This is a genomic window from Actinomycetes bacterium (genome assembly GCA_022599915.1).
Classification (GTDB): domain Bacteria; phylum Actinomycetota; class Actinomycetes; order S36-B12.
This window is the reverse complement of sequence record JAHZLH010000008.1, coordinates 47100-71269: the sequence shown is the minus strand read 5'-3', so window position 1 is coordinate 71269 and position 24170 is coordinate 47100. Positions and strand designations below refer to the sequence as shown.

The window sequence follows — 24170 nt, the reverse complement described above, 5'->3', positions numbered from 1 at the left end:
GGCAGTGGCGACGACATGGTCGAACACCGGCACCACGAACTGCGAAATCCGTTTCAGCAACGGCGTGTGGGCGGCGGTAGTCAGCGCGACTTTGTCGGCGTTGACGCTGCCAGACAAGGTGCTGACCTGCACCCGTCCCTGCTGTCGTTTGATACTGGTCACGGCGCTGTGCTCATAGATCCGCACCCCGAGCGACGCTGCGGCGTCAGCCAACCCCCAACACAGTCGGGCTGGGTCGACGATGCCGACATACGGATCGAGCACACTAGCAAGGTAAGTGGGGGAGTTAACTAGCCCGCGAGTAGTTTCGGCGTCAAACAACTCCACGTCCACGCCGTTGGCTTGAGCTTGTTCGGCGTATTCGGCTAACTCAACGACCTGGTATTCCTCGGTGGCGACGTCGAGTTCCCCGGTGCGGCGGTAGCCACAGTCGATACCGAAGTCGGCGATGGTTTTCTCGATGCCTTCGAGGTTGGCCACACCGAGTCGGTGCAGTTCAGAAAACTCCTCCGGCCAGCGGTCGATCCCGTTCGGGTAGCCGTGAGTGATCGATGATGCCACGAAGCCACCGTTGCGCCCGGAGGCGGCGTTGCCGATCCGGTCGCCTTCGATCAGCACCACGTCAGTGTTCGGGTGGCGCTGCTTAGCGCGCAACGCGGTCCACAACCCGGACAGACCAGCACCGACGACGACCAGGCCAGCACTGTGATGTCCGGTCAGCGATTCGCGGGAAGCGGGGCGATCGGGGGAGTCCAACCACAATGGGCGCGGCTGCGCGTCCTTGATGGCGGCCCGAGCCCGGTCGCCCGGGTATTGGGCGAACGGCATGTTATCCCTCCTTGCGGCGCCGACTAGCGAACTGACCGATCAGCACGATGGCCAGTGCAATGAAGAACATGGCTGAGGCGATGACATACGCCTGCGCGGGGATGCCGCGCTTGTCGGCCACGTAGATGAACTTCGGGAAGGTGGTGAACTGCCCGGAGTTGAAGTTCGTGATGATGAAGTCATCGAAGGACAGCGAGAACGCCAACAGTGCGGCTGCAGCGATACCGGGGGCCACCAACGGCAGCGTGATCCGGCGGAACGCCTGCCATTCGGAGGCGTACAGGTCCATGGCAGCCTGCTCGATGTTCGGGTCCATCGAGGCCAGTCGCGCCTTAACGGTGACCACCACGAAGCTGATGCAGAACATGATGTGCGCCAACACCACGGTCCAGAACCCGAGCGGAATCACCATGTTGAGGAACAACGTCAGCAGTGACGAGCCGAGCACGACCTCGGGGGTGGCCATCGGCAGGAAGATCAGCAGGTTGGTCGAGGTGCGACCCCGGAAGCGGTGCCGCACCAACGCGAACGCGATCAACGTGCCCAAGATGGTGGCCACCACCGTGACCGTCAGACCCACGGTGATTGAGTTAATCACCGCCGGGCAAACCTCCGGGGCACCACACGGGTTCGTCCAGTTGTCCCAGGTGAAACCGATCCAGGTGAGGTTGGACTTGCCGGAGTCGTTGAAGGAGAACACGAACGTGTACATCACCGGCAGCAGCAGATAGAAGAACGCCAGCACCGCGTAGATCCGCAGTGCGTTGTTACCGATCCAGTTGCGGAACCGGACTCTGGCCGGCGGTTTGCTGGCGGGGGGCAGGTCGGTGACAGGCGCGGTCATACCAAGTCCTCCGAACCCACTCGTTTGACGTAAACCAGCACAATTACCAGGATCGTTGCCATCAGCACGAAGGACAACACGGCCATCGTTGGATAGTCACGCACGTTGAAGAACTCGTATTGGATTCGGTTACCGATCATCGAGTTTTTCCCGGTGCCCAGCAGTTCGGCGTTGACGTAGTCACCCGAGGCCGGGATGAACGTCAGCAACGTGCCCGCCACCACACCAGGCAGCGACAGTGGCCAGGTGATTTTGCGGAAACCGGTGAATGGTTTGGCGTAAAGGTCTTTACCCGCCTCCATCAGCCGCGGGTCCACCCGCTCCAAACTGGCGTAGATCGGCAGCGTCATAAACGGTAGGAAGTTGTAGGTCAGGCCAGTAATCACCGCTAGCGCCGACGGATAAATGCCAGCGGTTTCGCCCACCAAACCGAAGTTGCGCAGCACACCGACGACCACACCCTCATCAGCAAGGATTTGCCGCCACGCGATGGTGCGCAGCAGGAAGGACACAAAGAACGGTGCGATCACCATTACCAGCAGCAGGTTGCGCCATCGGCCGGCTTTGAACGCGATCATGTACGCCAGCGGGTAGCCGATCAGCAGTGCCAGAACGGTGGCGATGCCGGAGTACATGAACGACCGGAACAGCGGTACGTAGTAGTACTCATCTTTGAGGGTGTCGATGTAGTTCGCCCAGTTGAAGGTCTGTTCGAACTCACCCACCTCACCGCCAGCCACCGGGGTCTGCAGGCTGGTGGAAAACAGGAAGAGCAGTGGCAGCGCAAAAAAGATCGCCAGCCACAACATGCCTGGCAGCAGCAGCAAGTAGGGAGTCCACCTGCCGCGCTTCTTCGGGTCCGGCGGGGGAGTGCGCTGATCCTCAATCGTGTCGCCGATAGCCTGTGCGATTGCCATTGGCTATCCCGCGACTCCGGTCGCTAGGCCCTCCCCGGCGTGAATGTCCTGCTCGCCGTCTAGCACGAACCCGTGCACCGGTTGCCAGGTCAGTCGGGCCTTGGCTGCGGCCGGCAGCAAACTGTGGACGTCGCGGTTTTGCGCGAAGACGTCGATAGTTTCTCCGGCAGCGGTGCGCACTTGGTATTGGGTACTGACCCCTAGGAAACTGACGTTCTCCACCACCCCGTCGAGGTGGTTACTCCCGGGTGGCGCAGGGGTGTTCTCGTCGAGAGCCTCGATAGTGATTTTCTCCGGACGAACCCCGACGATCACCTGGTCACCGTTGTTGGTGCTGATGCCAGCAGCGACCCGGTCCTTGGGCATCCGGTAGCTACCGGTGTCATCCTGCAACACCAGTTCGTCGCCGTCGGTTTCAGTGACTCGGGCGGGGAAGAGATTCGACTGGCCGAGGAAGTTCGCCACAAAGGCGGTCTGTGGCGATTCATACAACTCAGTCGGCGGTCCGAGTTGCTCGATGATGCCGTTGTTCATGACCGCCACTGAGTCGGCCATGGTCATGGCTTCCTCTTGATCGTGGGTAACGTGAATGAAAGTCAGGCCGACTTCGGTCTGAATCCGCTTCAACTCCAACTGCATCTGCCGACGCAGTTTCAAGTCCAGCGCACCGAGCGGCTCGTCCAGCAACAGCACTGCCGGCCGGTTCACGATGGCGCGCGCCAGCGCAACCCGCTGTTGTTGCCCACCGGACAACTGCGCGGGTTTGCGATGGGCCACCTGTGACAACTGAATTAACTCCAGCACTTCATCCGCTGGCGTCTTGGCATCTTTGATGCCGCGGCGTTTCAGGCCAAACGCGACGTTCTCGTAGATGGTCATGTGCGGGAACAGTGCGTAGTTCTGGAACACCGTGTTCACCGGTCGTCGGTACGGCTTTTCGTGAGTGATTTCGGTGTCACCGATGCGGATAGTGCCAGCGGTGGGTTCTTCCAATCCGGCGACCATGCGCAAGGTGGTGGTTTTGCCGCACCCGGATGGTCCCAGTAGCGCGAAGAACGAGCCCTGCGGCACGGTCAGCGAAAGATCCCGTACTGCAACGAAGTCGCCGAACTGCTTGGTGAGCCGTTCCAGGTATAGGTCGCCCTCGGCCTGGGTCACATCGGTTTTTGCCATCTAGTTAGCCCGAAATCACGCGGCCGAACTCGTCGCTGTATTTCACGTCTTGTTCGGGGGTTAACGGAGCGAACACGAAGGCGTCGCTGAGGATTTCGTCGGTGGGGAAGATCCAGGGACTGTTGGCCAAGTCCTTATCGATCTTTTCCATCTCCTCCTGCGCACCTTGTACCGGGCAAATGAAGTTCACCCAAGCGGCAACCTCGGCAGCGACCTTAGGATCAAAGTAGTAGTCCATGATCGCCTCGGCGCCGACCATGTTCTCCGACGTAGTGGGCACCAGCAGATTGTCCGACCACAAGGTGCCACCGGACTCCGGCAGCACGAACTCCCACTTGTCGCCCTCTTCCGCGTTGATCTGGAAGATGTCACCGCTCCAGGCAATCGCCGCCCAGGCCTGCTCGTTCTTGAGGTCATTGAGATAACTGTTGCCCTTGACCTGCTTGATCTGGCCACTGTCGATCTGCTTTTTCAGTTCGTCCAAGCCCTTCTGGAACTGAGCATCGTCCACGCCCTGACTAATGTCTACGCCCTGACTCAGCAAGATGATGCCCATGGTGTCGCGCATCTCGGACAGCACCACGACCTTGCCTTTGAGGGCTTCCTGCCACAGATCGTCCACCGTCTTCAGTCCGTCCGGCACCCGCTCTTTGTTCCAAACCAGACCGGCGAAACCGGACTGCCAGGTGAGTGAGTACTGCCGACCCGGATCGAACGAAACGTCCAGCAGGGCGGGCAGAATGTTCTTCTTGTTCGGCACCAGCGAATCATCGATCTGGGCGACGTAGCCCTTGCGGATCCACTCCGCTGCCAGCCAGTCGGTCAGGGTCACCATGTCGTAGCCGGTGTATTGGTTGTTCTGCAACTGTGGCTCGACTTTGCCGTTGAAGGTGGCGTTGTCGTCAATATCTTCCTTGTAATCGACGGTGTAGCCGGACTCCTTTTGGAAGGCCTCCAACGTGGGGTAGGTGCCCTTTTTGCGATCCAGGTAGGCGGTCCAGTTAGCCCACACGACGTTCTCACCGGAGGTTTGCTCGGTGGGGCCGGAGGCTTCTGAGGCACTGTCTTCCGAGCTGGTGCCACAGGCGGCGAGCGCCGCTGCGGCGCCAGTCGCGCCCATGGCGGAGAGGAAGCCGCGACGGGACATCGCGTTCTTCAGAAACTCGGTACGGGGATCCATTTTTTCGGTCATGGCTACTCCTCCTTATTTGGGCGGCGGTCGCTATTCGTCACGCTAGCGGTTTATGGGGTCGGATTGGCGAAGATAGTGCGGTGCCACTCTTTCTGTGCAAGGCCGGTGATGTCCATCGATACGTGCTTGATCTGGGTGTACTCCTCAAACGAGTAGGTACTCATGTCCTTGCCGTAGCCAGATTGCTTGTAGCCGCCGTGCGGCATTTCAGAAACGATAGGAATGTGGTCGTTGATCCATACGCATCCGGCTTCGATCTCGCGAGACGCGCGATGCGCCCGGACGACGTCGGTGGTCCAGGCGGAGGCGGCCAATCCGTAGCGGGTGTCGTTGGCCAACGCCAACGCTTCGTCGTCACTGTCGAACGGCAGCGCGACCAGCACCGGACCGAATACCTCTTCCTGCACGATCTCGGAGTCTTGCGCTGCGCCAGTAAGCAAGGTGGGGGAGTAGTAGCAGCCAGCCGACAAGTCACCGCCGGGGACGCTGCCACCGCAGACCGCGGTGGCTCCCGCGGCCACGGCCCGATCCACCATGGCCGCAACCTTCTGCTGCTGGGCCGGGGAGATCAGCGGACCGAGATCAGTGTCGGGCGAGGAGGTGTCACCCAACCGCACGGCGGACATTAACTCGGCAGTGGTGGCCACGAACTCATCGAACCGAGACCGATGCACATACGCCCGAGTAGCGGCGGTGCAGTCCTGACCGGTATTGATCAGACTGGCCGCAACCGCGCCATGGGCGGCGGCGGCGATGTCGGCGTCGTCGAACACCACGAACGGTGCCTTGCCGCCAAGTTCGAGGTGTAGCCGTTTCAATCCAGCAGTGGCAATTTCGGCAACCCGGTGTCCGACTCGGGTGGAGCCGGTAAACGACACCATCGCCACATCGTCATGACCCACCAACGCTTCACCGGCGACCGGTCCGGTACCGGTAACGACGTTGAACACCCCATCAGGAAATCCGGCGGCGGTAGCGTCTTCAGCGAGCATCAACGTGGTGAGCGGGGTGAGTTCGCTGGGCTTCAATACGATGGTGTTACCGGCCGCGATCGCGGGCAGCATCTTCCACATCGCCATCTGCAGCGGATAGTTCCAGGGCGCGATGGAACCGACTACGCCAATGGGTTCGCGGCGGATTGTGGAGGTGTGCTCGCCGTCCCACTCGGCTGCGGCGCTGCCGGAAAGAGCGCGGGAGATGCCGGCGAAGTAGGCGGCGTTGTCGATGGAACCGGGCACGTCAAACTCGGTAGCGAGCCGGATCGGTTTGCCAGATTGTTCTGATTCGATACGCGCGTATTCTTCCTCGCGAGCTTTCATCCGCTGCGATAACTCAAACAGCGCCTCCGCGCGGGTAGCAGGCGGCACCTGTGACCACTCGCTGAACGCGGAGCGCGCCGCGGCCACGGCCGTGGCGACATCTTGTGGCCCAGCCAGATCCACCTCAGCCACGACTGCCCCCGTCGCCGGGTTCACAACATCTAACTTCTCGCCGGTGCTGCCAGTAGTGGCAGCACCGTTAATCCATTGCGCAGCAACCATGGCTTACTCGTCTCCATCGTCGATAGCCGACATGACGTGCTTGATCCGGGTGTAGTCCTCGAACCCGTACATCGACAGATCCTTGCCGTAGCCGGACTGCTTGTAGCCACCGTGCGGCATCTCTGCGATTAGCGGGATATGGGTGTTGATCCAGACGGTGCCGAAGTCCAACGCTTTGGACATCCGCATCGCGCGGGCATGATCCGCCGTCCACACACTGGATGCCAGGCCGTAGACAACTCCGTTGGCCTTGGCCACCGCCTCGGCTTCGTCGGCGAACTTCTGCACTGTGATGACCGGACCGAAGATTTCCTGCTGGATCATCTCGTCGTCCTGAGCCAGATCCACGATCACCGTCGGGTCGACGTAGAAGCCGCGATCGCCCTGCTGGCCGCCGCCGGCAGCAACCGAGGCATGGCTGGGGGTTCGGTCGAGAAAGCCGATGACCTTTTCTAGTTGGTTCACGTTGTTCAGCGGTGGCACCAGCGCATCCTCGTCGCGGGCGCCACCGGCAAACGTGGTCTTGGTGTTACGTGCTTGGTCGGCCAGTGCCGCCACGAACTCGTCGTGGATACCCGCCTGCGCGATGATGCGAGTCGCTGCGGTGCAGTCTTGACCTGCGTTGAAATAACCGGCGACGGCGAGCCATTCTGCCGCAGCGGCCGCGTCGGCGTCATCAAAGACCACAACCGGGGCTTTGCCACCCAGTTCCAGATGCACCCGCTTCACGCCGTGGGAGGCTTCTTCGGCCACCTGCATCCCCGCGCGCACGGAACCTGTAATAGCCACCATGTCAACACCGGCATGGCTAACCAACATCCGCCCGGAGTCTCGATCGCCGGTGATGACGTTTAACACCCCGGGTGGCAGGATCTCGGCTTCCGCGATGAGTTGCGCTAACCGGACAGTGGAGACCGGGGTGGTATCCGAGGGTTTGAGCACAACAGTGTTGCCGGCGGCGATGGCCGGAGCGAACTTCCAGACCGCCATCATCAGCGGATAGTTCCAGGGAGTGACCTGGCCGATCACGCCAACCGGTTCCCGGCGAATCATGGAGGTGAAACCCGACATGTACTCACCGGCAGCACGGCCTTCCAGGATTCGCGCTGCGCCGGCGAAGAATCGGATTTGGTCCACCATCGGTGGAATTTCTTCCGCCATGGTGACCGGAATCGGTTTGCCGGTATTTTGTGATTCCAGTTCCACGAGTTCATCGGCGTGCTTTTCGACGAGGTCGGCGATCTTCAACAACGCGAGTTGTCGCTGACCGGGGACAGTGTCCCGCCAGCCAGGGAACGCTTCGTTTGCTGCGCTGACAGCTCGGTCGACGTCAGTAGCGGTGGAAATAGGGGCCTCGGCGAAAGTTTGCCCAGTGCTGGGATCGACAAGCTCTAAGGCATTGCCGGTGGCGGGAGTCGCTTGGCCATTAACAATATTCGAGATTTGCATCGGTCCTCCCTGGACGATGGCCGCAGCAGCGGCACATGAGCGTTACGACGGGTGACCATAGCGGCAAACCCGGCGATACGTCCACGATATTCGTGCAGCCTAGGCTAATCTGCTACGGAAATCGTTGCAATGCCCGGGTAGAATAGGTAAGAATCGAATGATGGACGAAGTGCGTAGTACGCCACTAGACGAAATCAACCGTTCGATCGTGCAGTTGCTGCAGGAGGACGGTCGGCGGTCGTATGCCGAAATCGCCAAGCAGGTGAACCGGTCCGAGGCGTCAGTGCGGCAGCGAGTTGGCAAGTTGATCGATTCGGGTGTGATCCAAATCGTCGCCATCACCGATCAGTTGCAGATGGGCTATAACCGGGCGGCGATGATCACTGTCGGAGTATCCGGCGACATCAGTGCGGTGGCCGACAAGATCGCGCAGATCGAGGAAGTCGACTACGTGGTCGCCACCGCCGGGGGCATTGATCTTTTGGTCGAAGTGGTGGCGGTTGACGACACCGCCCTCTACGCATTGGTCGGTCAGATTCGCGCTATCCCTGGGGTCAAGGACGCCAACACCTACGTCTACCTGAAGATTCACAAGCAGACCTATCAGTGGGGAGCCAGATGACCAGCACTCCGCAGTTTGTATCCGAGCCCGGCCCGGATCGGCTCGCTGACGCCGCCCGTCGGCACCTGTGGATGCACTTCACCCGGCACTCCACCTACGAAGACGGTGGTCACGTTCCCATCATCGTGCGTGGCGAGGGTGCCTACATTTACGACGACCAGGGGAAGAAATACCTCGACGGTCTCGCTGGACTCTTTACCGTGCAGTTGGGCCATGGCCGCGAGGAACTCGCAGACGCTGCCGCGCGGCAAGCCAAAGAGCTCGCCTTCTTCCCGATTTGGTCCTACGCCCATCCACGGGCCATTGAACTCGCCGAGCGGTTGGCACATGAAGCCCCCGGTGATCTTGATCGGGTGTTCTTCACCTCCGGTGGTGGTGAAGCCGTCGAAACCGCCTGGAAACTCGTGAAGCAGTACTACCGACTGACTGGTCGGCCGGGCAAGTACAAGGTGATCAGCCGCAACGTGGCCTACCACGGCACCACGCAAGGAGCGCTATCGATCACAGGCATCCCGGCTGCCAAAGAGGCGTTCGAGCCGTTGGTGCCAGGAACTCACAGGGCCCCCAACACCAACTTCTATCGCGCCACCCAGCATGGCGACGACATTGAAGCCTTCGGTCGCTACGCCGCCGATCGGATCGAGGAAGCGATTGAAGCGGAGGGCCCCGAGACGGTCGCCGCAGTGTTCCTCGAGCCGGTGCAAAACTCCGGCGGTTGTTTCCCGCCGCCGCCGGGATACCTGCAGCGGGTGCGCGAAATCTGTGATCGCCATGACGTCGTTTTCGTCGCGGATGAGACCATCACCGCCTACGGCCGGATCGGTGACTTGTTCGCGATGCGTCGCTACGGTGTCCAACCCGACATCATCACCTCCGCTAAGGGACTCACGAGCGGATATTCGCCGCTCGGGGCCATGATCGCCTCAGAGCGATTGTTCGAACCCTTCAAGCACGGCGACACCTCGTTCCTGCATGGCTATACCTTCGGCGGGCATCCCGTCTCGGCTGCCGTCGCACTCGCCAATCTCGACTTGTTCGAAAAAGAGGGCATCCTGCAGCATGTGCAGGACAACGAAGGGAACTTCTTTTCAGCCTTGGACCGGTTGTCGGAGTTGCCGATCGTGGGCGACGTACGCGGAGCCGGCTATTTCTACGGCATTGAACTCGTCAAAGATAAAGCGACCAAAGAGACCTTCACTGATGATGAGGCCGAGCGGCTGCTACGGGGCTTTATGTCCAAGGCGCTGTTCGACGCCGGGTTGTACTGCCGCGCCGATGACCGCGGCGACCCGGTCATCCAGCTAGCGCCGCCACTGATTATCGGCCAGCAGGAGTTCGACGAGATCGAGTCGATTCTTCGGGGAGTGCTCACCGAAGCTTGGTCGATTCTCTAGCGGCGAGAGTCCGCGCAGTGGATTAGGGCTCCGCCGACATACGTTGTGAGAAGTCCCAGGTGCTCACCGCGAGATCGCGTACTGCAATAGCCACTTCATTGTGGGCCCGCGACAGCAGCCAGTCCCGTAATGACTGATTCTCCGGTCCGAGGTAGCGATCGGCCAGATCAGTCAGCACCTCATGTCCTCGGTCAGGCAGAATCTCCGCACTGCCGTGTCCTCGCACCCCGGCGTACGGCGGATCATCGCGAGCGATTTCGAAGCCACAACGAGGTTGCGCTTGCAGTCGGCGCACGACCAGAGCATCGGCTCGGGTTGCGCACCACAACGCGTCAGCGTGGTAGCGGAACCACATCGATTGCACCAACGGCCACGATCCAGCGGTCGCCAGCCGGATAGGGATGACGGTGTCGGTAAAGAATTGTGCGATCCGAGTAGCCGGCCACGGCCCGGATGTGATGGTCAGCCGCGGTTCTAACGGCGGTTGTTCAGTATCTAGTGTGGCGGCAGCATCGGGATTCTCCCTCGTTGAGTTCACCTGTTCATAGTGGCAACTTCCGCCCCCGATTGCTGGGGTTGTTACCCCTTCGCTGAAGCGGATCGGTGGCTTCCGGTCGATATGCGCGACATCTGGCTGAGGTCGTGGCACGGTGGTGTGATGGCGATCAAAAGTAGAGCCTTGTGAATGGGGAGTCCGGGGACAGCCCAACGGCTGTCTACCTCGATGTCGCGGAAGGCCGAGGTCGGATTGGCGGCGATGTTGGCGACTACCTGGAGTTGCTGCGGCTCTTCGAGGCGGAGGTGATTGCTGCTCGTGGTGAACTCGCGGCAGCGAAGCCAGACGAGCTCGGTCCGCTATTGCACCGGGTCAAGGGAGCAGCAGCCAATGTTGGTGCGCGAGCACTTGCTCAGGTAGCGCTGATCGGTGAAGAAGCTCTAGCTACTGGTCAAATGGTCGACGTCGCCGGCATCACCAAGGTGATGGACCACACGCTGGCAGCGATTGGGGTGGAATCCGGAACCACGCGGGGCGCCGAGTTGGCAAAACGACGCGAGCGACCGGTGGCGCAAAAAGAGGATGGCCGTCATACCGTCTTGATTGTGGAGGACGTTCCTTCAAGCGCGATGGCGGTGGCGCAGGCGTTGGAGGAGCACTACGCGATAAGGCTGGCCTTGGATGGCGAGTCGGCGCTGGGAATGGCAATGACCGATGATCCGCCGGATTTGATTCTGGTGGACGTGGAGATGCCGGGTATCGATGGTTTCGAGGTATGTCGTCGGTTGAAGGCGGATGACCGCACTCGTAATCTGCCGGTCATCTTCGTCACCGGTCGCGGTTCAGAGGACGATGAGGCACTGGGACTGAGCCTGGGTGCCATCGACTTCATCCACAAACCGATCAGTCCAGCGCTGCTGCGAGCTCGCGTCCGCAATCACTTACTGATGAAGCAACAGGCGGACTGGCTGCGCTCCGCATCGCGGACTGACCCGCTCACTGGTCTAGCCAACCGCCGGTTCGCGGTGGAACAACTGGAACGAGAATGGCGACGCTCGCTGCGTTCTGGCGATCACTTCGCTGTGGTCATGGTGGACATCGATAACTTCAAACTGTTCAACGACACGGCTGGCCACCTCGCGGGTGACGACTGCTTGATCGCCATCGCAGCGGCCATTGCTGGTACCGCTCGCGAAAAGATTGATGTGATTTCTCGTTGGGGTGGCGAGGAGTTTCTGCTGGTGTTGCCGGATGCCGATTTGGCGGGGGCCGGAATCGTGGCGCAACGCATGATCGACAACGTTCGGGCCTTGCACTGGCCCCATCCCGATCCCGACATTGATTTTGTGACGGTCAGTGCTGGCGGCACTGCGGCGATCGCGCAGTCGGACTCATCTTGGAACGAACTGGTTTCCCGCGCTGATACTGCCCTGTACCGGGCAAAGGCCGCAGGCCGTGATCGCATCGAGATCATCGATTGAGACACGATGGTTGGGCTGTTTTTCGTGCTGGCGGACGACAGTTATCCTGAGCAGGGCCGTCAAGCAGGCCCCGTTGGAGTTGGGTGGCATGAAGTTTCGTGGTGTAGTTCTCATTGCAGCGGCCGGATTGGTGGCTACGGCTTGTTCCAGTGGCGCGGAGGAGTCGGACGGCGCCAGCGGCTCGGACACCGCTGATACCCCGGTCGCATCCCCGACGCCGACCCCGGAGCCGCCGCCGGAGTTGCCCCGCGGTGGCCGTGAGGTTTTTCCTGATTACCGGCTGGTGGGCTACTCCGGCTACAAGAACGACCCGAACCGGGATCTCGGGCGGCTCACCGGAGATCTTGACGAAGTCTGCAAGGAGATCACGAAAGTTGGCCGCGACTACAAGGACGGCCGTAAGTTACTCCCGGTCTACGAGATGATCTCCGTTGTTGTGCATGCCACGCCTAAGAAGAACGGTCTGTACCGCACCCGCCGACCTAAGTCTGAGGTGCGGGAATACTTGGAAGCCGCTCGCCGCTGCAAGGGGATATTGCTGCTGAATATCCAGCCCGGTCGATCGGAGTTTCTGCCGGAGATGGAGCACTTCGAGGAGTTCCTGCGTGAGCCTGATGTCGGCGTAGCGCTGGACCCAGAGTGGGCGATGGATCCGGGTGAAATCCCTAATCGGGATTTAGGGCGGACCGACGGGCCGGAACTCAACGAGTCGGCGAAGTACCTCGCCAACTTAGTGGCTGAGGAGAACCTGCCGGAAAAGGTGATGGTCTTCCATCAGTTCAACTTTGGCGCTGTCGAAAAGCTCAAAGGCCTCAAGAAGCAAGAGGGAGTGGCACTCATTCGTTCCATCGACGGTCTGGGCGGGCCCGAGTCGAAGGCTCAGGTGTACGACACCCTTGTTGAGGGTATGCCCAAATACATTCACCCCGGATTCAAACTGTTCTACAAGGAAGACACGAGTCCACCTTGGGGTAGCCGACTGATGACACCCGAAGAAGTCATGGCGCTGAAACCGACACCGGAGTACATCCTCTACGAATAGATCTCCGGTCAACAGTCGCTCTCGGGACGCTGCTCGGTAGTCCGCCGACGGTCGTCGAGGTTAGCGGCTGATCCTGCCGATGAGCGGGCTGACGCTCGATCCAGCCGATAGGTTGGGGTTCGGAGGTAGCAGGCATGACTCGTGATGATCTAGGCCGCGTGATTGTGGCGACTGCAGCAGACATTGATGACGTTCCCTGGGAGAGCAATGCTCCCGGCGTAGACCACAAAGTGCTGTGGCGTTCAGGAGACACCACTTTGGGGTTGATGCGAGTCGCAGCGGGTGCCGAAAACTTGGAACACAGTCACCACGCGGCCCATCACCACATCTTGGTGTTGTCAGGTGAATGCACCATGCTGGGCAAACGAGTAGGGCCAGGTTCCTACGTCTACATCCCGCCGACGGTGCCCCATTCGGTGACGGAACCATCCGAAGATGGCTGCACGTTCTTCTACACCTACCGGCCGCTGGAACATGCGGCCGATCCGTTCCCGATGAGCGAGGACCACGGTGATCCGGTCTAGCGGGTAACTGCTTGGGCAGTGCCGCGCCAGCTTTGCCGGGATCGGCGCTAGCGGGGAAAATCACGTGGTGTCGTGCCCAGAAACTTGGTCACCGGTGACGCACACTTTTCTTATGGCCCGCAACGAACCTAGTTCCCCGAGACTCGCTGATCGATTGTCAAACCGACAACTACCGCGACCGGTTTATGCGGTGTTGGGCGCGGCCATCGCACTGCGCGACACGGGACCGGAACGTGCCCGCTCGGGTGCTGATCGGTTGGCCAGCGAAGTCCAAGAGTTGCCAGCCGAAGTTGCCGTGGGTGTTCGTGGCGGAGTGGCTAGCGCGAAGGCGGTAGCGGCTGACGCGGTAGGACAGATGTCCGGTGTTTTGTCGGCGTTGCGCGGTCGAACCGAAACTGGTTATGAGGATCTGGTTGACCGTGGTCACGATGCTGCGGTTTCCTATGCAGCCGAACGGGCGGTGCGCACCCGCGTTTCTCGGGTAGAGAACCGAGTGGCGCCGACAGCAGGTCGTGCGGCGGCGAGGGCGGCGGAATGGCAGCGGCGGTGGCAGGAGTCACCGAGGCGGCAGCGCGCGGCACAGGCGTACCAGCGGGCTCGGGAAGCTTCACGACGGGGCGCGGAGCGGTACGGTGAAATGACCACTCCGGTCATGGTTAACGACGTCAACTATCCGTCGGATTCCTGATCTTCGCCCGCGAGATCTTCGCCTGGCTGCGGGTTGCCAATGATCTTGTCTACATAGCACCAGCGCCACGCCTCGCCAGGAGTCACACTCCGCATGACCGGATGGCCGGTGCGACGGAAGTGGTCATCAGCATGTTTGCCCTCCGAGGAGTCGCAGCAGCCTACGTGACCGCAGTCCAGACACATTCGCAGATGCACCCATCGAGTTCCAGTGTCAAGGCATGCCGCGCAGGCCAACGGCTCCGGGGGTACCGGCAGACCAGTAGCGACGGCTAGGTGCCCGCAGCCGCCTGCCAGTTCATCGGGGGCGACCAAGTCTTCATCGCGAGCCGATCGGGAGAGATGGCTGAGATCCATCATCGCCTCTTCCACGTCGAGACGTTCGATCACTTCTCGCACGACTTCATCGGTGTAACGGCCGGAGTCACGTGCTCGCAAGACTTCATCGCGTTCGGCAACCAACATCTGCTGCCGCAATCTGACGAAGGCCTCGATTGGTGTCTCCTGAACGTTTCGCAAGGCCACCAATTCCCATGCTCCTTGACTGCGCTCATCGACACGTTGTCGAAGTCGTTGCAGCACGACCGGATCCTGATCGCCATCGTTGAGTTCCTCGAGTCGCCGCAAGCCGGCCTGGGTGATTTCGTCGACTAAGTTCGCGCGTTCTAGCGCCAGTTTTGCCGGATCTGGTGGCATGAGCCGCAACCGCTTCACCAGTCCGGGAAGCGTGAATCCTTGAATCAACAGTGAGGCCACCACCACACCGAACGCGGCGAAGACCAGTGTGTCCTTTTCCGGTACGTCACTGCCCAGAGTCAGCGCTGCCGCCAGGGTCACTACGCCGCGCATCCCGGCCCACGAGATCACTGTCCGTTCCCGGGCATCGGTGGGGTGTTCGCGAGTCAGCGGGGGAATTAGATTCGCGGCGAACACCCAAGCGAACCTGACGACGACGGTCGTCAGGTACACCCCGATGGACGCCAGCACCGCGACTCGAATCGTCTCCGGGTTTTGTCCCAGTCGCTGCAGCAATATCGGCAACTCCAGCCCAATCAACAGGAAGACGGAGTTCTCCAGTACAAAAGTGACAGTTGACCAGTTGGCGTCTGCGGTCAGTCGGGCCTTGCCGGACTGCACGGTGGGGGATTGATGACCGATCAGCAGGCCTGCGACCACTACCGCGATCACGCCAGAAGAGCCAATCGCTTCTGCCGGCAGATAAGCCACAAACGGGATTGCCAGCGACAATGTGCTGTCAATCGCTGGGTTGATGACTCGGTTGCGTATCGGCAGGTACAGGTAGGCAACCGCCAATCCCACCAAGATGCCGCCGACGGAAGCTAGCGCAAACGTCCACAACACCTGCCCCCACACCACAGTTCCGACCGAGAGTGCGGCTATCGCGGAGCGCAGCACAGTTAGTGAGGTGGCGTCATTGACCAATGACTCACCTTCCAGAATCTGCACAATCCCGGTGGGCATGCCAATCCGTCTAGCTACGGCCGTGGCCGCGACCGCATCGGGTGGGGCAACGATCGCCCCTAACGCGATACCGGCCGCAAATGGTAGGCCGGGAATTAGCCAGGTAGCGACAACTCCCACGATCAGCGCCGTTGCGATGACCAGTCCAACCGATAGCGAGGCGATACTAAATCGCTTGTTGTTGAAGTCGATGAAAGAAGTGCGGTAGGCCGCGCTATAGAGCAACGGTGGCAGGATGCCCAGCAACACAATCTCGGGGTTCAGATCTAGGTCGGGCACGGTTTCACTGAACGACGCGAGAATCCCCACCACAATCAGTAACAGCGGGGCGGGTACTCCGACGCGCGGCGATAGCGCGGCACATCCGATGACCACCAATAGGCCCAACAAAGTCCAGAGAGCGAAAGCCAACTCAGACTCGATGTGAAGTTCTATCGGCACGAGCGAAGACTAGTGGGCCGACCGGCAGGAAGTCATCCTTGTGGCCGGTGGCCTGGAAGTTAGGCGGGCAGCTGGCCCCGCAACACACTCACCTTGGAATGCGTGGGATCACCGTTCAGCGGCTCATCTGAAATGTCGACCACCGAGTATTGATCTAGATCTACTCCTGCCGGGATTGGCAGGACGCTGTCTTGGTCACCAGCAGCGATAGATCCAATCGAAAACATCTGCATAGTCTCTGGGTCGATAAGCCACACCTCGTAGTAGCCGTCGGTCGCCTCCAAGCCAGCAGTGGAAATTCCTAAGGTCTCGCCGGTGTCGGTCGATGCCACGGCTGCATTGCCAGTGCTGGCAGTATCTCTGCCACCTTCGGGCAGGGGCTGCAACGCGGTGGCAGAGGTAATCGAGGGCGTGGCACTGGGTTGTGCAATCGGGGCATCATTTTGGTTGACCGCCACACCCGTCATGGCCGCACCGCCGACGATCGCGCCGATCATCGCAGCTGCCGCCAGCGGCAACCAACCACGCCTAGTAGGGCCCGCTGTGTCGCTCGCTGACTGAGTAGTCGCCGAGGCAGCAGCACCTCCGGGAAGCGATCGCAGTCGAGGAGTGTGGGTGGCCTCCGCGATGGCAGTCCAGGTGGCCGGTGGCGGTGGCACCAACTCCTTCGGGCCGCTGCGCCCGATGTCGACGGTGCTACGGAATGATTCGTACTCAGTCCGGCACGTCTTGCACTCCTGCAGATGAGTCTGGTCTTGGTGACCTAACGTTTCCGGCTCCAGCGCTACCAGCGCTAAAGTCTCCGGATCACAATGCTGCATGAGTCACCTCCAGCCGGTCTCGCAACCTAGTTAATGATCTTCTGATGTGGCTCTTGACCGTACCGAGCGGTAGGTCAAGCTTGTGGGCTACTTGTTGGTGCGTGAGGTCCTGGTAGAAGGCCAACTGGATGATGCTGCGGGCAGGTTCACCCAACTCATCCAGTTCGTCGGCCAGCACCACCTGGTCCACAACCCGAGTCGGATCTGCGTTGGCGGTACCCACCGCAGGTCTAGTGTCGCCAATTTCAGCCACTGCCACTTCACGCTGTCGTGGAGTTCGGCGGTAGGAATCGGCGATCCTTCGCCGAGCGATTCCGGTCAGCCAGGCCGGTACATTTCCCATCTCGGGGTTGAAGCTTTCTCGACCATTCCAGGCCGAGATGAAGGTGTTCTGTGTGACGTCAGCAGCTTCGTCTGCATCACCCAGGGAGCGGTAAGCGATCGTATGGATCAGCGCCCCCCAGCGCTGGTAGGACTCTTCGAGAGCCGAGTGATCTCCGGAGACTAGGCGGTAGCCTAGCTGCTCCACATCCACATCGGTCACCCGCATAGTGTCCCATGCACCGGGGGGCGCTGCTTCCAGCAGCGTCGCAACGCTCACTGTTCTATCCGTCAGCTAACCTGAATCGGCAGCAACACGTTGTCAATCGCATGTGCGATCTGCTTGTTGCCCTTGTTGACGTCAGCCACAACCACCTTGGGGTTCTTCAGCTCCGGATCCTTGTCCTTCAACCGAATGACTGGAGCACTGCTGTGCTTTTTCTTGACCTTGACCTTGACGGTCCCGCCCTGTGCAGTCTCCAGCTTGGCGCCGTTGGACTTGAGAGCCTTCTTCGCCGTGATCGGCTTGCCCAGTACCACGTGGTAGAGCAGGACCGACTCCACGCCGTCGATGCCGACAGCCTCAGCAATAGTGTTCAGCGCTTTAGTGTCGCTCTTCACCTTGGTGCCGGAGATGGTGGTGGCCAGGTTCTTGAACGCCTTGTCGGTAGGGGCGAAGGCGGTCAACTTCACGGAACCGTCTGTGAGCACGCTCACGGCCGAATCCGGGTTGTCCGCAAGAACAGCAGTTACTGCGCCGTATAGGACGTCGAAGTCTTTATTATCCTGAATCACCGAGGCCAGGGGCGTGTCGCCCTTGGCCGCATTGGCTGGTACCGCCGCGGTTCCCAGGGTGGCAGCCAGAGCGACTGCGGACCCAGCCGCGAGCATTTTCGTTATGTTCATGGTTGTTCTCCTTTGTCTCCCACCCGCCGTCGGGGTGTACAACCATTACTTCGCGGCTAGTACCGGTTTTAGATGCACTAAATCTGCAGAAGTTTTGAATGATTTACGTGACCTGGGTCACTGGCCGGTGCTGGGCGAACGATGGGCAGCGGCCTAGTCGGGATCGAGACCGCGGGTCAGTTGGCTGGTGATCAACGGCCGGGACCGGTTTGGGTCGGGAGGCCGCTGCAATAGCAGCCTGCCAGCACAGCCACCGTACGACGAGGTTGACTGCCGCAGCCGAGGACAGCATCGCCGACGGGTGGGGTGTTGCGCTGTAGTTGTCCGATGACCGCTGTGATGTCGCAGACGCGTTCAGCGGACCGGTTTGAGATCGAATTCGGTGGTGGGCGCGGGTGCATCTTCGGCCAACTCGACGTCCCCGCGCGCGCGGGTCATGGCGGCGCGTGGGTTCAGCGCCCACTCTGGCGCGGTGAACAAATACCGCAGCTGCTTGCGTTGCACCCAGGTGTGCAACACCAACGCCACCAACACGATGAATCCGGTCACGGCTAGCGGGAACAGTGCCTGCACCCAGGCTGGTTCCAACGCCCCGGTGGCGTACAGCTGCAAACCCCACGAAATGAGGAAGAGCAACGGGAACTGCATTACGTAGATCGGCAGCGTGCGAGCACCGAGGTAGGAGCCCAACTCGCGCGGTGCCTCCCAACGGGTGGCGATGGTGGCCGCCATGATCGCGAAAATGATCCACCCGATGGATAGCGGCAGGAAGGTGTGCTGCCACAGTTCCGGAGTATTCAGCCGGTAGATACCCGCCGTGACCAGAGCGGAACCGAGCAGCAGCATCGTCGGCCAGTTGGCGCGTGCGGCGACCCAGGTGCCCCACTTCTTGTAGTGCACTCCTACGAGGAAGAAGACCAGGTTCAGCGTCATCATCGCCGCCAAGCTGCCGGGATGGATCGGATCCAGCACGCTTGCCAACACATCGTTGGTGAGCGGGCGGAAAATGTTCAATGCAGCGGCCGCAGCAACGACCAGCAACGGGGGTAGCCGGCGGGTGACCACCGCAATGACGAAGAACAGCAGCAGGGCGTACAGGTACCAGTAGCCGCTAGCTGCGAAGAGCAATGTGCCCGGCAGCGACGTGGTCGCTTCGATCGGAGTTTGTTGCAGGAAGAGGGTGGTGAGGCCGAGCAGGATGATGGTCCACAGCACATACAGGTAGCCCATTCCCCAGGTGCGCTGTCGGTTGCTGTCCCAACTGCGTTGCACGGCAGAAGAGGCCAGCATGCCGGATACGAAGAAGAAGACCGGCATCCGCAATGGTTCTAGCAGCGTGCCGATGTCGTTCCACACCCCAGCGACGGTCGAGTCGCCGGCCAGACCCGGCAGCAGCAAGGCGGCATGCATCAACACGACGAGAACGACGCTGAGGCCCTTGATTAGGTCGACCCAGGCCATGCGGCCGCTCAAACTTGTTGCCATAGCCCCTCCTACCCAGCAGCGCTGGGCCCTAATCAACTGTGTGAGCCATCTCACGGGTGGTGTGGTGCGAGCCAGCGCATCCGGATTTGCGGTCGAGTGCGGGATCGAATCAGAGTCTCATACGTCTCGGCGACGCAACAGAAATACGCCGATAAGTAATGCGACCGTTGCATACCCAAACATCAGCAGCAGTGACACCCAAGGATCGAACCCCGGAACTACTGGCTTGGTTTGCACGATGCGTAGCCCCGCGATGACTGGCAAGTAGGGATTGATTTCAGCTTGCCACTCTTCCGGGAGGAAGTTGACCAGTAATGGCAGCACGAGTAGCAGGCCGAACAGGGAGCTGATGGCACCGGCGGTGTGCCGCAGGACTGCCGCGAGCCCCAGCCCGAGCAGGGCGACTGCGACCAGAAAGAGCGAGGCGCCGATGATGGCCCGCAGGGTGTTGGGGCTGGCCAACGTATCTTGCACCTCAATAGGTCCTAGCATCCATTGGGTGAAGAAGAACGCGGCAAACATGGTTGCGGTGGCGACGACGAGACCGGCTACGCCGAGGACCAAGATCTTGGCCAGCAGTACCCGCGGTCGGCGGGGGATCGCGGCCATCGTGGCTCGGATACTGCCGCTGCTGTACTCACTGGACAGCACCAGCACTCCCAGCGCGCCGAGGACCAGTTGGCCGAAGAAAATCCCCCCTAGCGACTGAGCGGTGGGGTCGAAGACTGCTCGGCGCAACGGACTGAAGTCATCCCATCGCAACGTGGTGCCGTAGGCCGCGATTCCGCCGAAGGCCACCACAATGACGAAGGACAACAGCAGCGACCACTTCGTGGAACGCAGACTGATGAACTTGCGCCACTCGGCCCGAATCCCTCGCGACAGGTCCGAAAAGAAGGGTGTGCGTTTCTTGGCCGGGGCTTCCCCAGCTGTAGCTACCCGGGTGTGGGTGTCATCATGCGTGGCCGGCGGTGGCTCCGGGGCTGTCGTTGACGGCGCCGTTTCGGCCGCTGAGTTGGATGGCGGCTCGTCGAGGGAAGTGGCGGTGGTCGGGCCAGTGCTGTCAGCGCTGGATAGCGTCTGGCCGTGGTAGACCACATCGCCAGACGTCAACGACATGAACGCCTCTTCCAGTGACGGCGTCTGGGTGCTGAGTTGGGTCAACGGAATCTGCGCGGCTAAGGCCCGCTGGCCAATCTCAGCAGCCGTCAGACCGCTCACCAGCAGGGTGCCATTCGGTTGTTCTTCGACCTCCGCTTCCGCAAGAGCAGCCGTCATCTCGGTAGTTTGATCGGAGCTGACCAGCACCTTCGCCCCGCCGGCCGAGGCGACGAACTCAGTCACCGTAGTGTCGGCAATGAGTCGACCTCGCCCGATAACGACGAGTTGATCTGCGGTCATCGACATTTCCGTCATGAGGTGACTGGAAACGAGAATGGTCCGGCCTTCCGCCGCCAGTCCTCGTAGCAAAGTGCGCACCCAGATGATGCCCTCCGGATCGAGGCCGTTGACCGGTTCGTCCAAGATCAAAATAGGTGGATCACCCAACAGTGCGGTAGCGATCCCTAGCCGCTGACCCATGCCGAGCGAGAAACCGCCGGCACGGCGACCCGCTACCGATTCCAATCCGACGAACTCGATCACTTCGTCAACTCGCCTGCGGTTGATGCCGTTGCTGGCGGCCAGAAAGCGCAGGTGGTTGGCGGCAGTGCGACCCGGGTGGACCGATCGGGCTTCCAAGAGGGAACCCACCTGGGTGAGTGGGAGTTGTTCGTCGACATAGCGACGGCCATTGACTCGCACGAACCCGGTGTCGGGTCGATCCAGTCCCAGGATCATCCGCATCGTGGTGGATTTTCCGGAACCATTAGGTCCAAGGAATCCGGTCACCTGCCCGCTGGGCACAGTGAAACTCAAATTCGCAACAGCGGCAGTATCCCCGTAGTGCTTACTGACCCCGACGATTTCAATCATGAGCTTGTCCTCCCCAACAGCCAATAGTCGATCACAGCGGTGGCACCCGGTCGAACCAGGGTCGGGCCTCTTCCAGTTCCCGCGCTAGTTGCAGCAGAAGTGCCTCTTGCCCCAAGTCTGCGGTGAACTGCGTACCGATTGGTAGGCCGGTGTCGTTCCAGAACAATGGCACGCTCATGGCGGGTCGACCGGTGAGGTTGGCGGTCTCCGTGTTGGGGTTGGGTGCCATGAGTTGCTCCGACAGTTGCGCGAGCAGCGTGCGATACAGCGGATTCGTGGCAGGGCCACTGATACTGGCGAGTCGACGCAACGCGCCCAGCCCGGTGCGTTCGATACCGCTCAAATTTAATTCTCCGATCTTGACCGGCGGAATCGCGGTCGTGGCGGTCATATGAAGGTCTAGGCCGCTCATTTGCGTAGCCATCGAGCGGGCGAAGCGATCCCGAACTGCAAGTGCGGCTTCGAGGTCTTGCGCTGACAGCACCTGACCCAACCGGTAGGCGAACCAGGTGGCGGGCTCGAACATGTTGGCCTTGGGTTCACGTCCGGTCTTGCTGGTAGTAGCGGCCACGTCTTGGGCGATGGAAGCCACCGTGATGGTCAGGAATGCGGCTAACAGTTCCTCCCGATCGAACTGCAGATCCACCTCTTCTACCTTGTGACCCAGATCGGTCAACAGCGCAACGGCATCCTCGATGGCGGCCAGATTATCTGCGTGGATTTCGCCAGCAAGTTGGGCTCGTCGGCTGACCCCGATCCGCAACCGTTTCACTCGTCGTTGCATGGCAGCAACAAAACTGCGCGGGCCAGGTGGCTCCGCGTAGGGAGCACCTGGATCAACCCCGCGACCGACGTCCAGCAGGAGTGCGCTGTCACGCACGGACCGAGTGAGTGCGTGGGGGATGGCCAGACCGTTCCAGCCTTCGCCGATATCCGGGCCGGTGGGCATCCGGCCGCGACTGGGCTTGAGGCCGAACAGCCCGCAGTGTGACGAGGGGATGCGGATGGACCCGCCACCATCGCCACCGTGTCCCACCGGAACCACACCGCCGGCGACCGCAGCCCCCGTACCCCCCGAAGATCCACCGGGGGTGTAGTCGGTGTTCCACGGGTTGCGGGTGGGGCCGTGCAGTTCGGGCTCGGTAACTCCCACCATCCCGAACTCGGGGCAGTTGGTTTTGGCAAGGAAGACCGCGCCTGCCGCCCGGTAGCGACCAAGTAACGTCGAGTCGTTCTTGGGCACCCAGTCAACGAGGGAGCGCGAGCCCATAGTGCAGCGGACTCCGGCAAGCGTGCCATCCATGTCCTTGACGACCATGGGGATGCCGTGGAGTGGTCCGCTGGGCAATCCGTCTCGAACGTCGCGCCGCGCAGCACCGGACAGATCCAACACCGCCGCATTGAGGGTCGGGTTCACTCGACGCAGTCGTCGGGCTGCCACGTCAACCAGTTCGCTAGCGGTGAAGTCCCCGGACGCAATGCCAGCGATCATCGCCGTAGCATCTAGCGAGCGGTACTCGGTGAAATCCATCAAGATCACCTTCCGGCCCAAGTAGACCATGACAGGCTCTGGCAGGACAGTCGTAGCGACTGGGGCGACAGCGGTAGCGGGTCTGTTGGCGCGACCGACGCGGTGACCTTGCTAAAAGACAAGTGCGGCGGTGATGATGATTCCGCCTGCGAGCAAGACCGCAACTAGTTCCACCAGAATGCTGATCCCAGCAGCAGTGAGTGCACACTTGGTGGCAGGGATCGCTTGCCGCAGCGAGCGAGTGCGCAGCAGTTCCACCAGCACCACACCCAGCACGAATCCAATCAACAGCCCGACAATCGGGATAACGAAAAATCCGATCAGCCCCAGCAGGCCGCCGATGAATAAGGCGACGTTGTCGACGTCGCCGCTGACGGCTCGGGCGGGAATTAGGTATTTCAGTCCCACGCCCGCCACCAAAATGATCAGCGCGACGATTGCCGCAACGGTGATGGGAGTTTGTTGCGCCCATAGCGCGTAGCCGATGGCGCCGACAGCAACGAACAGCGATCCCGGCAGGATCGGAAATACGGTACCGATAAGCCCCAGAACAACTGCTGCGCCGAGGAGGACCCCCGCTAGCAGTTCCACGAACTACGGCTGCAGCAGTAAGTGCGATTCGTCGACGATCTCGTCAGCAAGCGGCTGCAGTGCGGTCGAGTGCTCGGTGTAGTGATGGGCGCAGAACTGCAGCGCCGATCCGGTCTTGAGCCGAACCAGCACGTAAGCTTGGGCGCCACATCGGTCGCACCGATCTTGCATGCCCAACTGAGCGGGAGCGGTAACAGTAGTCATTCCCTTCACCTCCAGGACTCCAGTCTGACACTGGTTTTGGTTAGGTGCAGCCACCGTGAGCCGCGGTTCGCCGAGGGCGTAGTCGAGTGATATCCGGAAGCCGGATGAATTCCCTGACCTGATCGAGGTAGGGCGGGCGACCAGTCTGGCTCATCGGTCCTGAGTACTTAGGGTTCGGTGAGTGCGGCGACCGGAGCGCCTGTCGGTCGGTGCAGATGTCGCCG

The 24170-nt window shown here is 60.9% G+C and carries 23 protein-coding genes; 6 read left to right on the top strand and 17 right to left on the bottom strand.

Going from position 1 to position 24170, the window contains the following annotated elements; all coding sequences use genetic code 11:
- The 7 genes from K0U62_01840 to K0U62_01810 all read right to left on the bottom strand — a co-directional run.
- On the bottom strand, window positions 1-828 hold an 828-nt coding region (locus K0U62_01840), incomplete at its 3' end, for an FAD-binding oxidoreductase (GenBank protein MCH9800258.1).
- Window position 829: 1 nt separating this feature from the next.
- Window positions 830-1672, bottom strand: coding sequence for an ABC transporter permease (locus tag K0U62_01835; protein MCH9800257.1), 843 nt, complete (start codon window positions 1670-1672; stop codon window positions 830-832).
- On the bottom strand, window positions 1669-2589 hold the full coding sequence (locus K0U62_01830) for an ABC transporter permease (GenBank protein MCH9800256.1): 921 nt from the start codon (window positions 2587-2589) through the stop codon (window positions 1669-1671). Before K0U62_01830 ends, K0U62_01835 begins: the two co-directional genes overlap by 4 nt.
- Window positions 2590-2592: 3 nt before the next feature.
- Window positions 2593-3762, bottom strand: coding sequence for an ABC transporter ATP-binding protein (locus tag K0U62_01825; protein MCH9800255.1), 1170 nt, complete (start codon window positions 3760-3762; stop codon window positions 2593-2595).
- Between the two features lie 4 nt (window positions 3763-3766).
- On the bottom strand, window positions 3767-4954 hold the full coding sequence (locus tag K0U62_01820) for a spermidine/putrescine ABC transporter substrate-binding protein (GenBank protein ID MCH9800254.1): 1188 nt from the start codon (window positions 4952-4954) through the stop codon (window positions 3767-3769).
- Between the two features lie 50 nt (window positions 4955-5004).
- Window positions 5005-6495 carry an aminobutyraldehyde dehydrogenase gene (locus K0U62_01815; GenBank protein ID MCH9800253.1) on the bottom strand — a complete coding sequence of 497 codons (1491 nt, stop codon included), beginning with the start codon at window positions 6493-6495 and terminating at the stop codon, window positions 5005-5007.
- 3 nt (window positions 6496-6498) lie between these two features.
- Entirely contained in the window at window positions 6499-7944 is a 1446-nt protein-coding gene (locus K0U62_01810) for a gamma-aminobutyraldehyde dehydrogenase (GenBank protein MCH9800252.1), read from the bottom strand.
- A gap of 157 nt (window positions 7945-8101) precedes the next feature.
- Between K0U62_01810 and K0U62_01805 the strand changes: the two genes are divergently transcribed.
- Window positions 8102-8566 carry an Lrp/AsnC family transcriptional regulator gene (locus K0U62_01805; GenBank protein ID MCH9800251.1) on the top strand — a complete coding sequence of 155 codons (465 nt, stop codon included), beginning with the start codon at window positions 8102-8104 and terminating at the stop codon, window positions 8564-8566.
- Window positions 8563-9960 carry an aspartate aminotransferase family protein gene (locus tag K0U62_01800; protein MCH9800250.1) on the top strand — a complete coding sequence of 466 codons (1398 nt, stop codon included), beginning with the start codon at window positions 8563-8565 and terminating at the stop codon, window positions 9958-9960. Before K0U62_01805 ends, K0U62_01800 begins: the two co-directional genes overlap by 4 nt.
- A 22-nt stretch (window positions 9961-9982) precedes the next feature.
- Here K0U62_01800 and K0U62_01795 read toward each other — a convergent pair whose 3' ends face one another.
- Entirely contained in the window at window positions 9983-10498 is a 516-nt protein-coding gene (locus K0U62_01795) for a pyridoxamine 5'-phosphate oxidase family protein (GenBank protein ID MCH9800249.1), read from the bottom strand.
- Window positions 10499-10641: 143 nt separating this feature from the next.
- Here K0U62_01795 and K0U62_01790 point away from each other — a divergent pair, with 143 nt between their 5' ends.
- The 4 genes from K0U62_01790 (at window position 10642) to K0U62_01775 (ending at window position 14191) form a co-directional block, all read left to right on the top strand.
- Window positions 10642-11937, top strand: coding sequence for a diguanylate cyclase (locus K0U62_01790; protein ID MCH9800248.1), 1296 nt, complete (start codon window positions 10642-10644; stop codon window positions 11935-11937).
- Between the two features lie 88 nt (window positions 11938-12025).
- Window positions 12026-12979: a hypothetical protein gene (locus K0U62_01785; protein MCH9800247.1), complete on the top strand. Its 954-nt coding sequence runs from the start codon at window positions 12026-12028 to the stop codon at window positions 12977-12979.
- Between the two features lie 134 nt (window positions 12980-13113).
- Window positions 13114-13503 carry a cupin domain-containing protein gene (locus K0U62_01780; GenBank protein ID MCH9800246.1) on the top strand — a complete coding sequence of 130 codons (390 nt, stop codon included), beginning with the start codon at window positions 13114-13116 and terminating at the stop codon, window positions 13501-13503.
- 112 nt (window positions 13504-13615) lie between these two features.
- Entirely contained in the window at window positions 13616-14191 is a 576-nt protein-coding gene (locus K0U62_01775; protein MCH9800245.1) for a hypothetical protein, read from the top strand.
- Here the strand turns inward: K0U62_01775 and K0U62_01770 are convergent.
- From K0U62_01770 to K0U62_01730, 9 genes are all read right to left on the bottom strand, one after another.
- Window positions 14173-16059 (bottom strand): Na+/H+ antiporter, encoded by a 1887-nt coding sequence (locus K0U62_01770; protein MCH9800244.1) that lies wholly within the window; start codon window positions 16057-16059, stop codon window positions 14173-14175. The genes K0U62_01775 and K0U62_01770 overlap by 19 nt on opposite strands.
- A 113-nt stretch (window positions 16060-16172) precedes the next feature.
- A complete protein-coding gene (locus K0U62_01765) occupies window positions 16173-16934 on the bottom strand; it encodes an anti-sigma factor (protein MCH9800243.1) in 762 nt (253 codons plus the stop codon).
- Complete coding sequence (locus K0U62_01760; GenBank protein ID MCH9800242.1) at window positions 16921-17484, bottom strand: RNA polymerase sigma factor; 564 nt, start codon at window positions 17482-17484, stop codon at window positions 16921-16923. Before K0U62_01760 ends, K0U62_01765 begins: the two co-directional genes overlap by 14 nt.
- A gap of 62 nt (window positions 17485-17546) precedes the next feature.
- Window positions 17547-18161 (bottom strand): fasciclin domain-containing protein, encoded by a 615-nt coding sequence (locus tag K0U62_01755; protein MCH9800241.1) that lies wholly within the window; start codon window positions 18159-18161, stop codon window positions 17547-17549.
- Between the two features lie 354 nt (window positions 18162-18515).
- Window positions 18516-19646, bottom strand: a complete 1131-nt coding sequence (locus tag K0U62_01750; protein ID MCH9800240.1) for an acyltransferase family protein — start codon at window positions 19644-19646, stop codon at window positions 18516-18518.
- 117 nt (window positions 19647-19763) lie between these two features.
- A complete protein-coding gene (locus K0U62_01745; GenBank protein ID MCH9800239.1) occupies window positions 19764-21620 on the bottom strand; it encodes an ATP-binding cassette domain-containing protein in 1857 nt (618 codons plus the stop codon).
- A gap of 31 nt (window positions 21621-21651) precedes the next feature.
- Window positions 21652-23151 (bottom strand): amidase, encoded by a 1500-nt coding sequence (locus K0U62_01740; GenBank protein ID MCH9800238.1) that lies wholly within the window; start codon window positions 23149-23151, stop codon window positions 21652-21654.
- Between the two features lie 111 nt (window positions 23152-23262).
- On the bottom strand, window positions 23263-23736 hold the full coding sequence (locus tag K0U62_01735) for a DUF456 domain-containing protein (protein MCH9800237.1): 474 nt from the start codon (window positions 23734-23736) through the stop codon (window positions 23263-23265).
- Window positions 23737-23745: 9 nt separating this feature from the next.
- On the bottom strand, window positions 23746-23946 hold the full coding sequence (locus tag K0U62_01730) for a hypothetical protein (GenBank protein ID MCH9800236.1): 201 nt from the start codon (window positions 23944-23946) through the stop codon (window positions 23746-23748).
- Window positions 23947-24170: the final 224 nt, after the last annotated feature.

Excerpts from the sequence above, each read along its gene's own strand:
- K0U62_01835 (MCH9800257.1), bottom strand. The coding sequence starts at position 1,672 with ATGACCGCGCCTGTCACCGACCTGCCCCCCGCCAGCAAACCGCCGGCC.
- K0U62_01830 (MCH9800256.1), bottom strand. The coding sequence starts at position 2,589 with ATGGCAATCGCACAGGCTATCGGCGACACGATTGAGGATCAGCGCACT.
- K0U62_01825 (MCH9800255.1), bottom strand. The coding sequence starts at position 3,762 with ATGGCAAAAACCGATGTGACCCAGGCCGAGGGCGACCTATACCTGGAA.
- K0U62_01820 (MCH9800254.1), bottom strand. The coding sequence starts at position 4,954 with ATGACCGAAAAAATGGATCCCCGTACCGAGTTTCTGAAGAACGCGATG.
- K0U62_01815 (MCH9800253.1), bottom strand. The coding sequence starts at position 6,495 with ATGGTTGCTGCGCAATGGATTAACGGTGCTGCCACTACTGGCAGCACC.
- K0U62_01810 (MCH9800252.1), bottom strand. The coding sequence starts at position 7,944 with ATGCAAATCTCGAATATTGTTAATGGCCAAGCGACTCCCGCCACCGGC.
- K0U62_01805 (MCH9800251.1), top strand. The coding sequence starts at position 8,102 with ATGATGGACGAAGTGCGTAGTACGCCACTAGACGAAATCAACCGTTCG.
- K0U62_01800 (MCH9800250.1), top strand. The coding sequence starts at position 8,563 with ATGACCAGCACTCCGCAGTTTGTATCCGAGCCCGGCCCGGATCGGCTC.
- K0U62_01785 (MCH9800247.1), top strand. The coding sequence starts at position 12,026 with ATGAAGTTTCGTGGTGTAGTTCTCATTGCAGCGGCCGGATTGGTGGCT.
- K0U62_01780 (MCH9800246.1), top strand. The coding sequence starts at position 13,114 with ATGACTCGTGATGATCTAGGCCGCGTGATTGTGGCGACTGCAGCAGAC.
- K0U62_01775 (MCH9800245.1), top strand. The coding sequence starts at position 13,616 with ATGGCCCGCAACGAACCTAGTTCCCCGAGACTCGCTGATCGATTGTCA.
- K0U62_01765 (MCH9800243.1), bottom strand. The coding sequence starts at position 16,934 with ATGCAGCATTGTGATCCGGAGACTTTAGCGCTGGTAGCGCTGGAGCCG.
- K0U62_01760 (MCH9800242.1), bottom strand. The coding sequence starts at position 17,484 with ATGCGGGTGACCGATGTGGATGTGGAGCAGCTAGGCTACCGCCTAGTC.
- K0U62_01755 (MCH9800241.1), bottom strand. The coding sequence starts at position 18,161 with ATGAACATAACGAAAATGCTCGCGGCTGGGTCCGCAGTCGCTCTGGCT.
- K0U62_01750 (MCH9800240.1), bottom strand. The coding sequence starts at position 19,646 with ATGGCAACAAGTTTGAGCGGCCGCATGGCCTGGGTCGACCTAATCAAG.
- K0U62_01745 (MCH9800239.1), bottom strand. The coding sequence starts at position 21,620 with ATGATTGAAATCGTCGGGGTCAGTAAGCACTACGGGGATACTGCCGCT.
- K0U62_01740 (MCH9800238.1), bottom strand. The coding sequence starts at position 23,151 with ATGGATTTCACCGAGTACCGCTCGCTAGATGCTACGGCGATGATCGCT.
- K0U62_01730 (MCH9800236.1), bottom strand. The coding sequence starts at position 23,946 with ATGACTACTGTTACCGCTCCCGCTCAGTTGGGCATGCAAGATCGGTGC.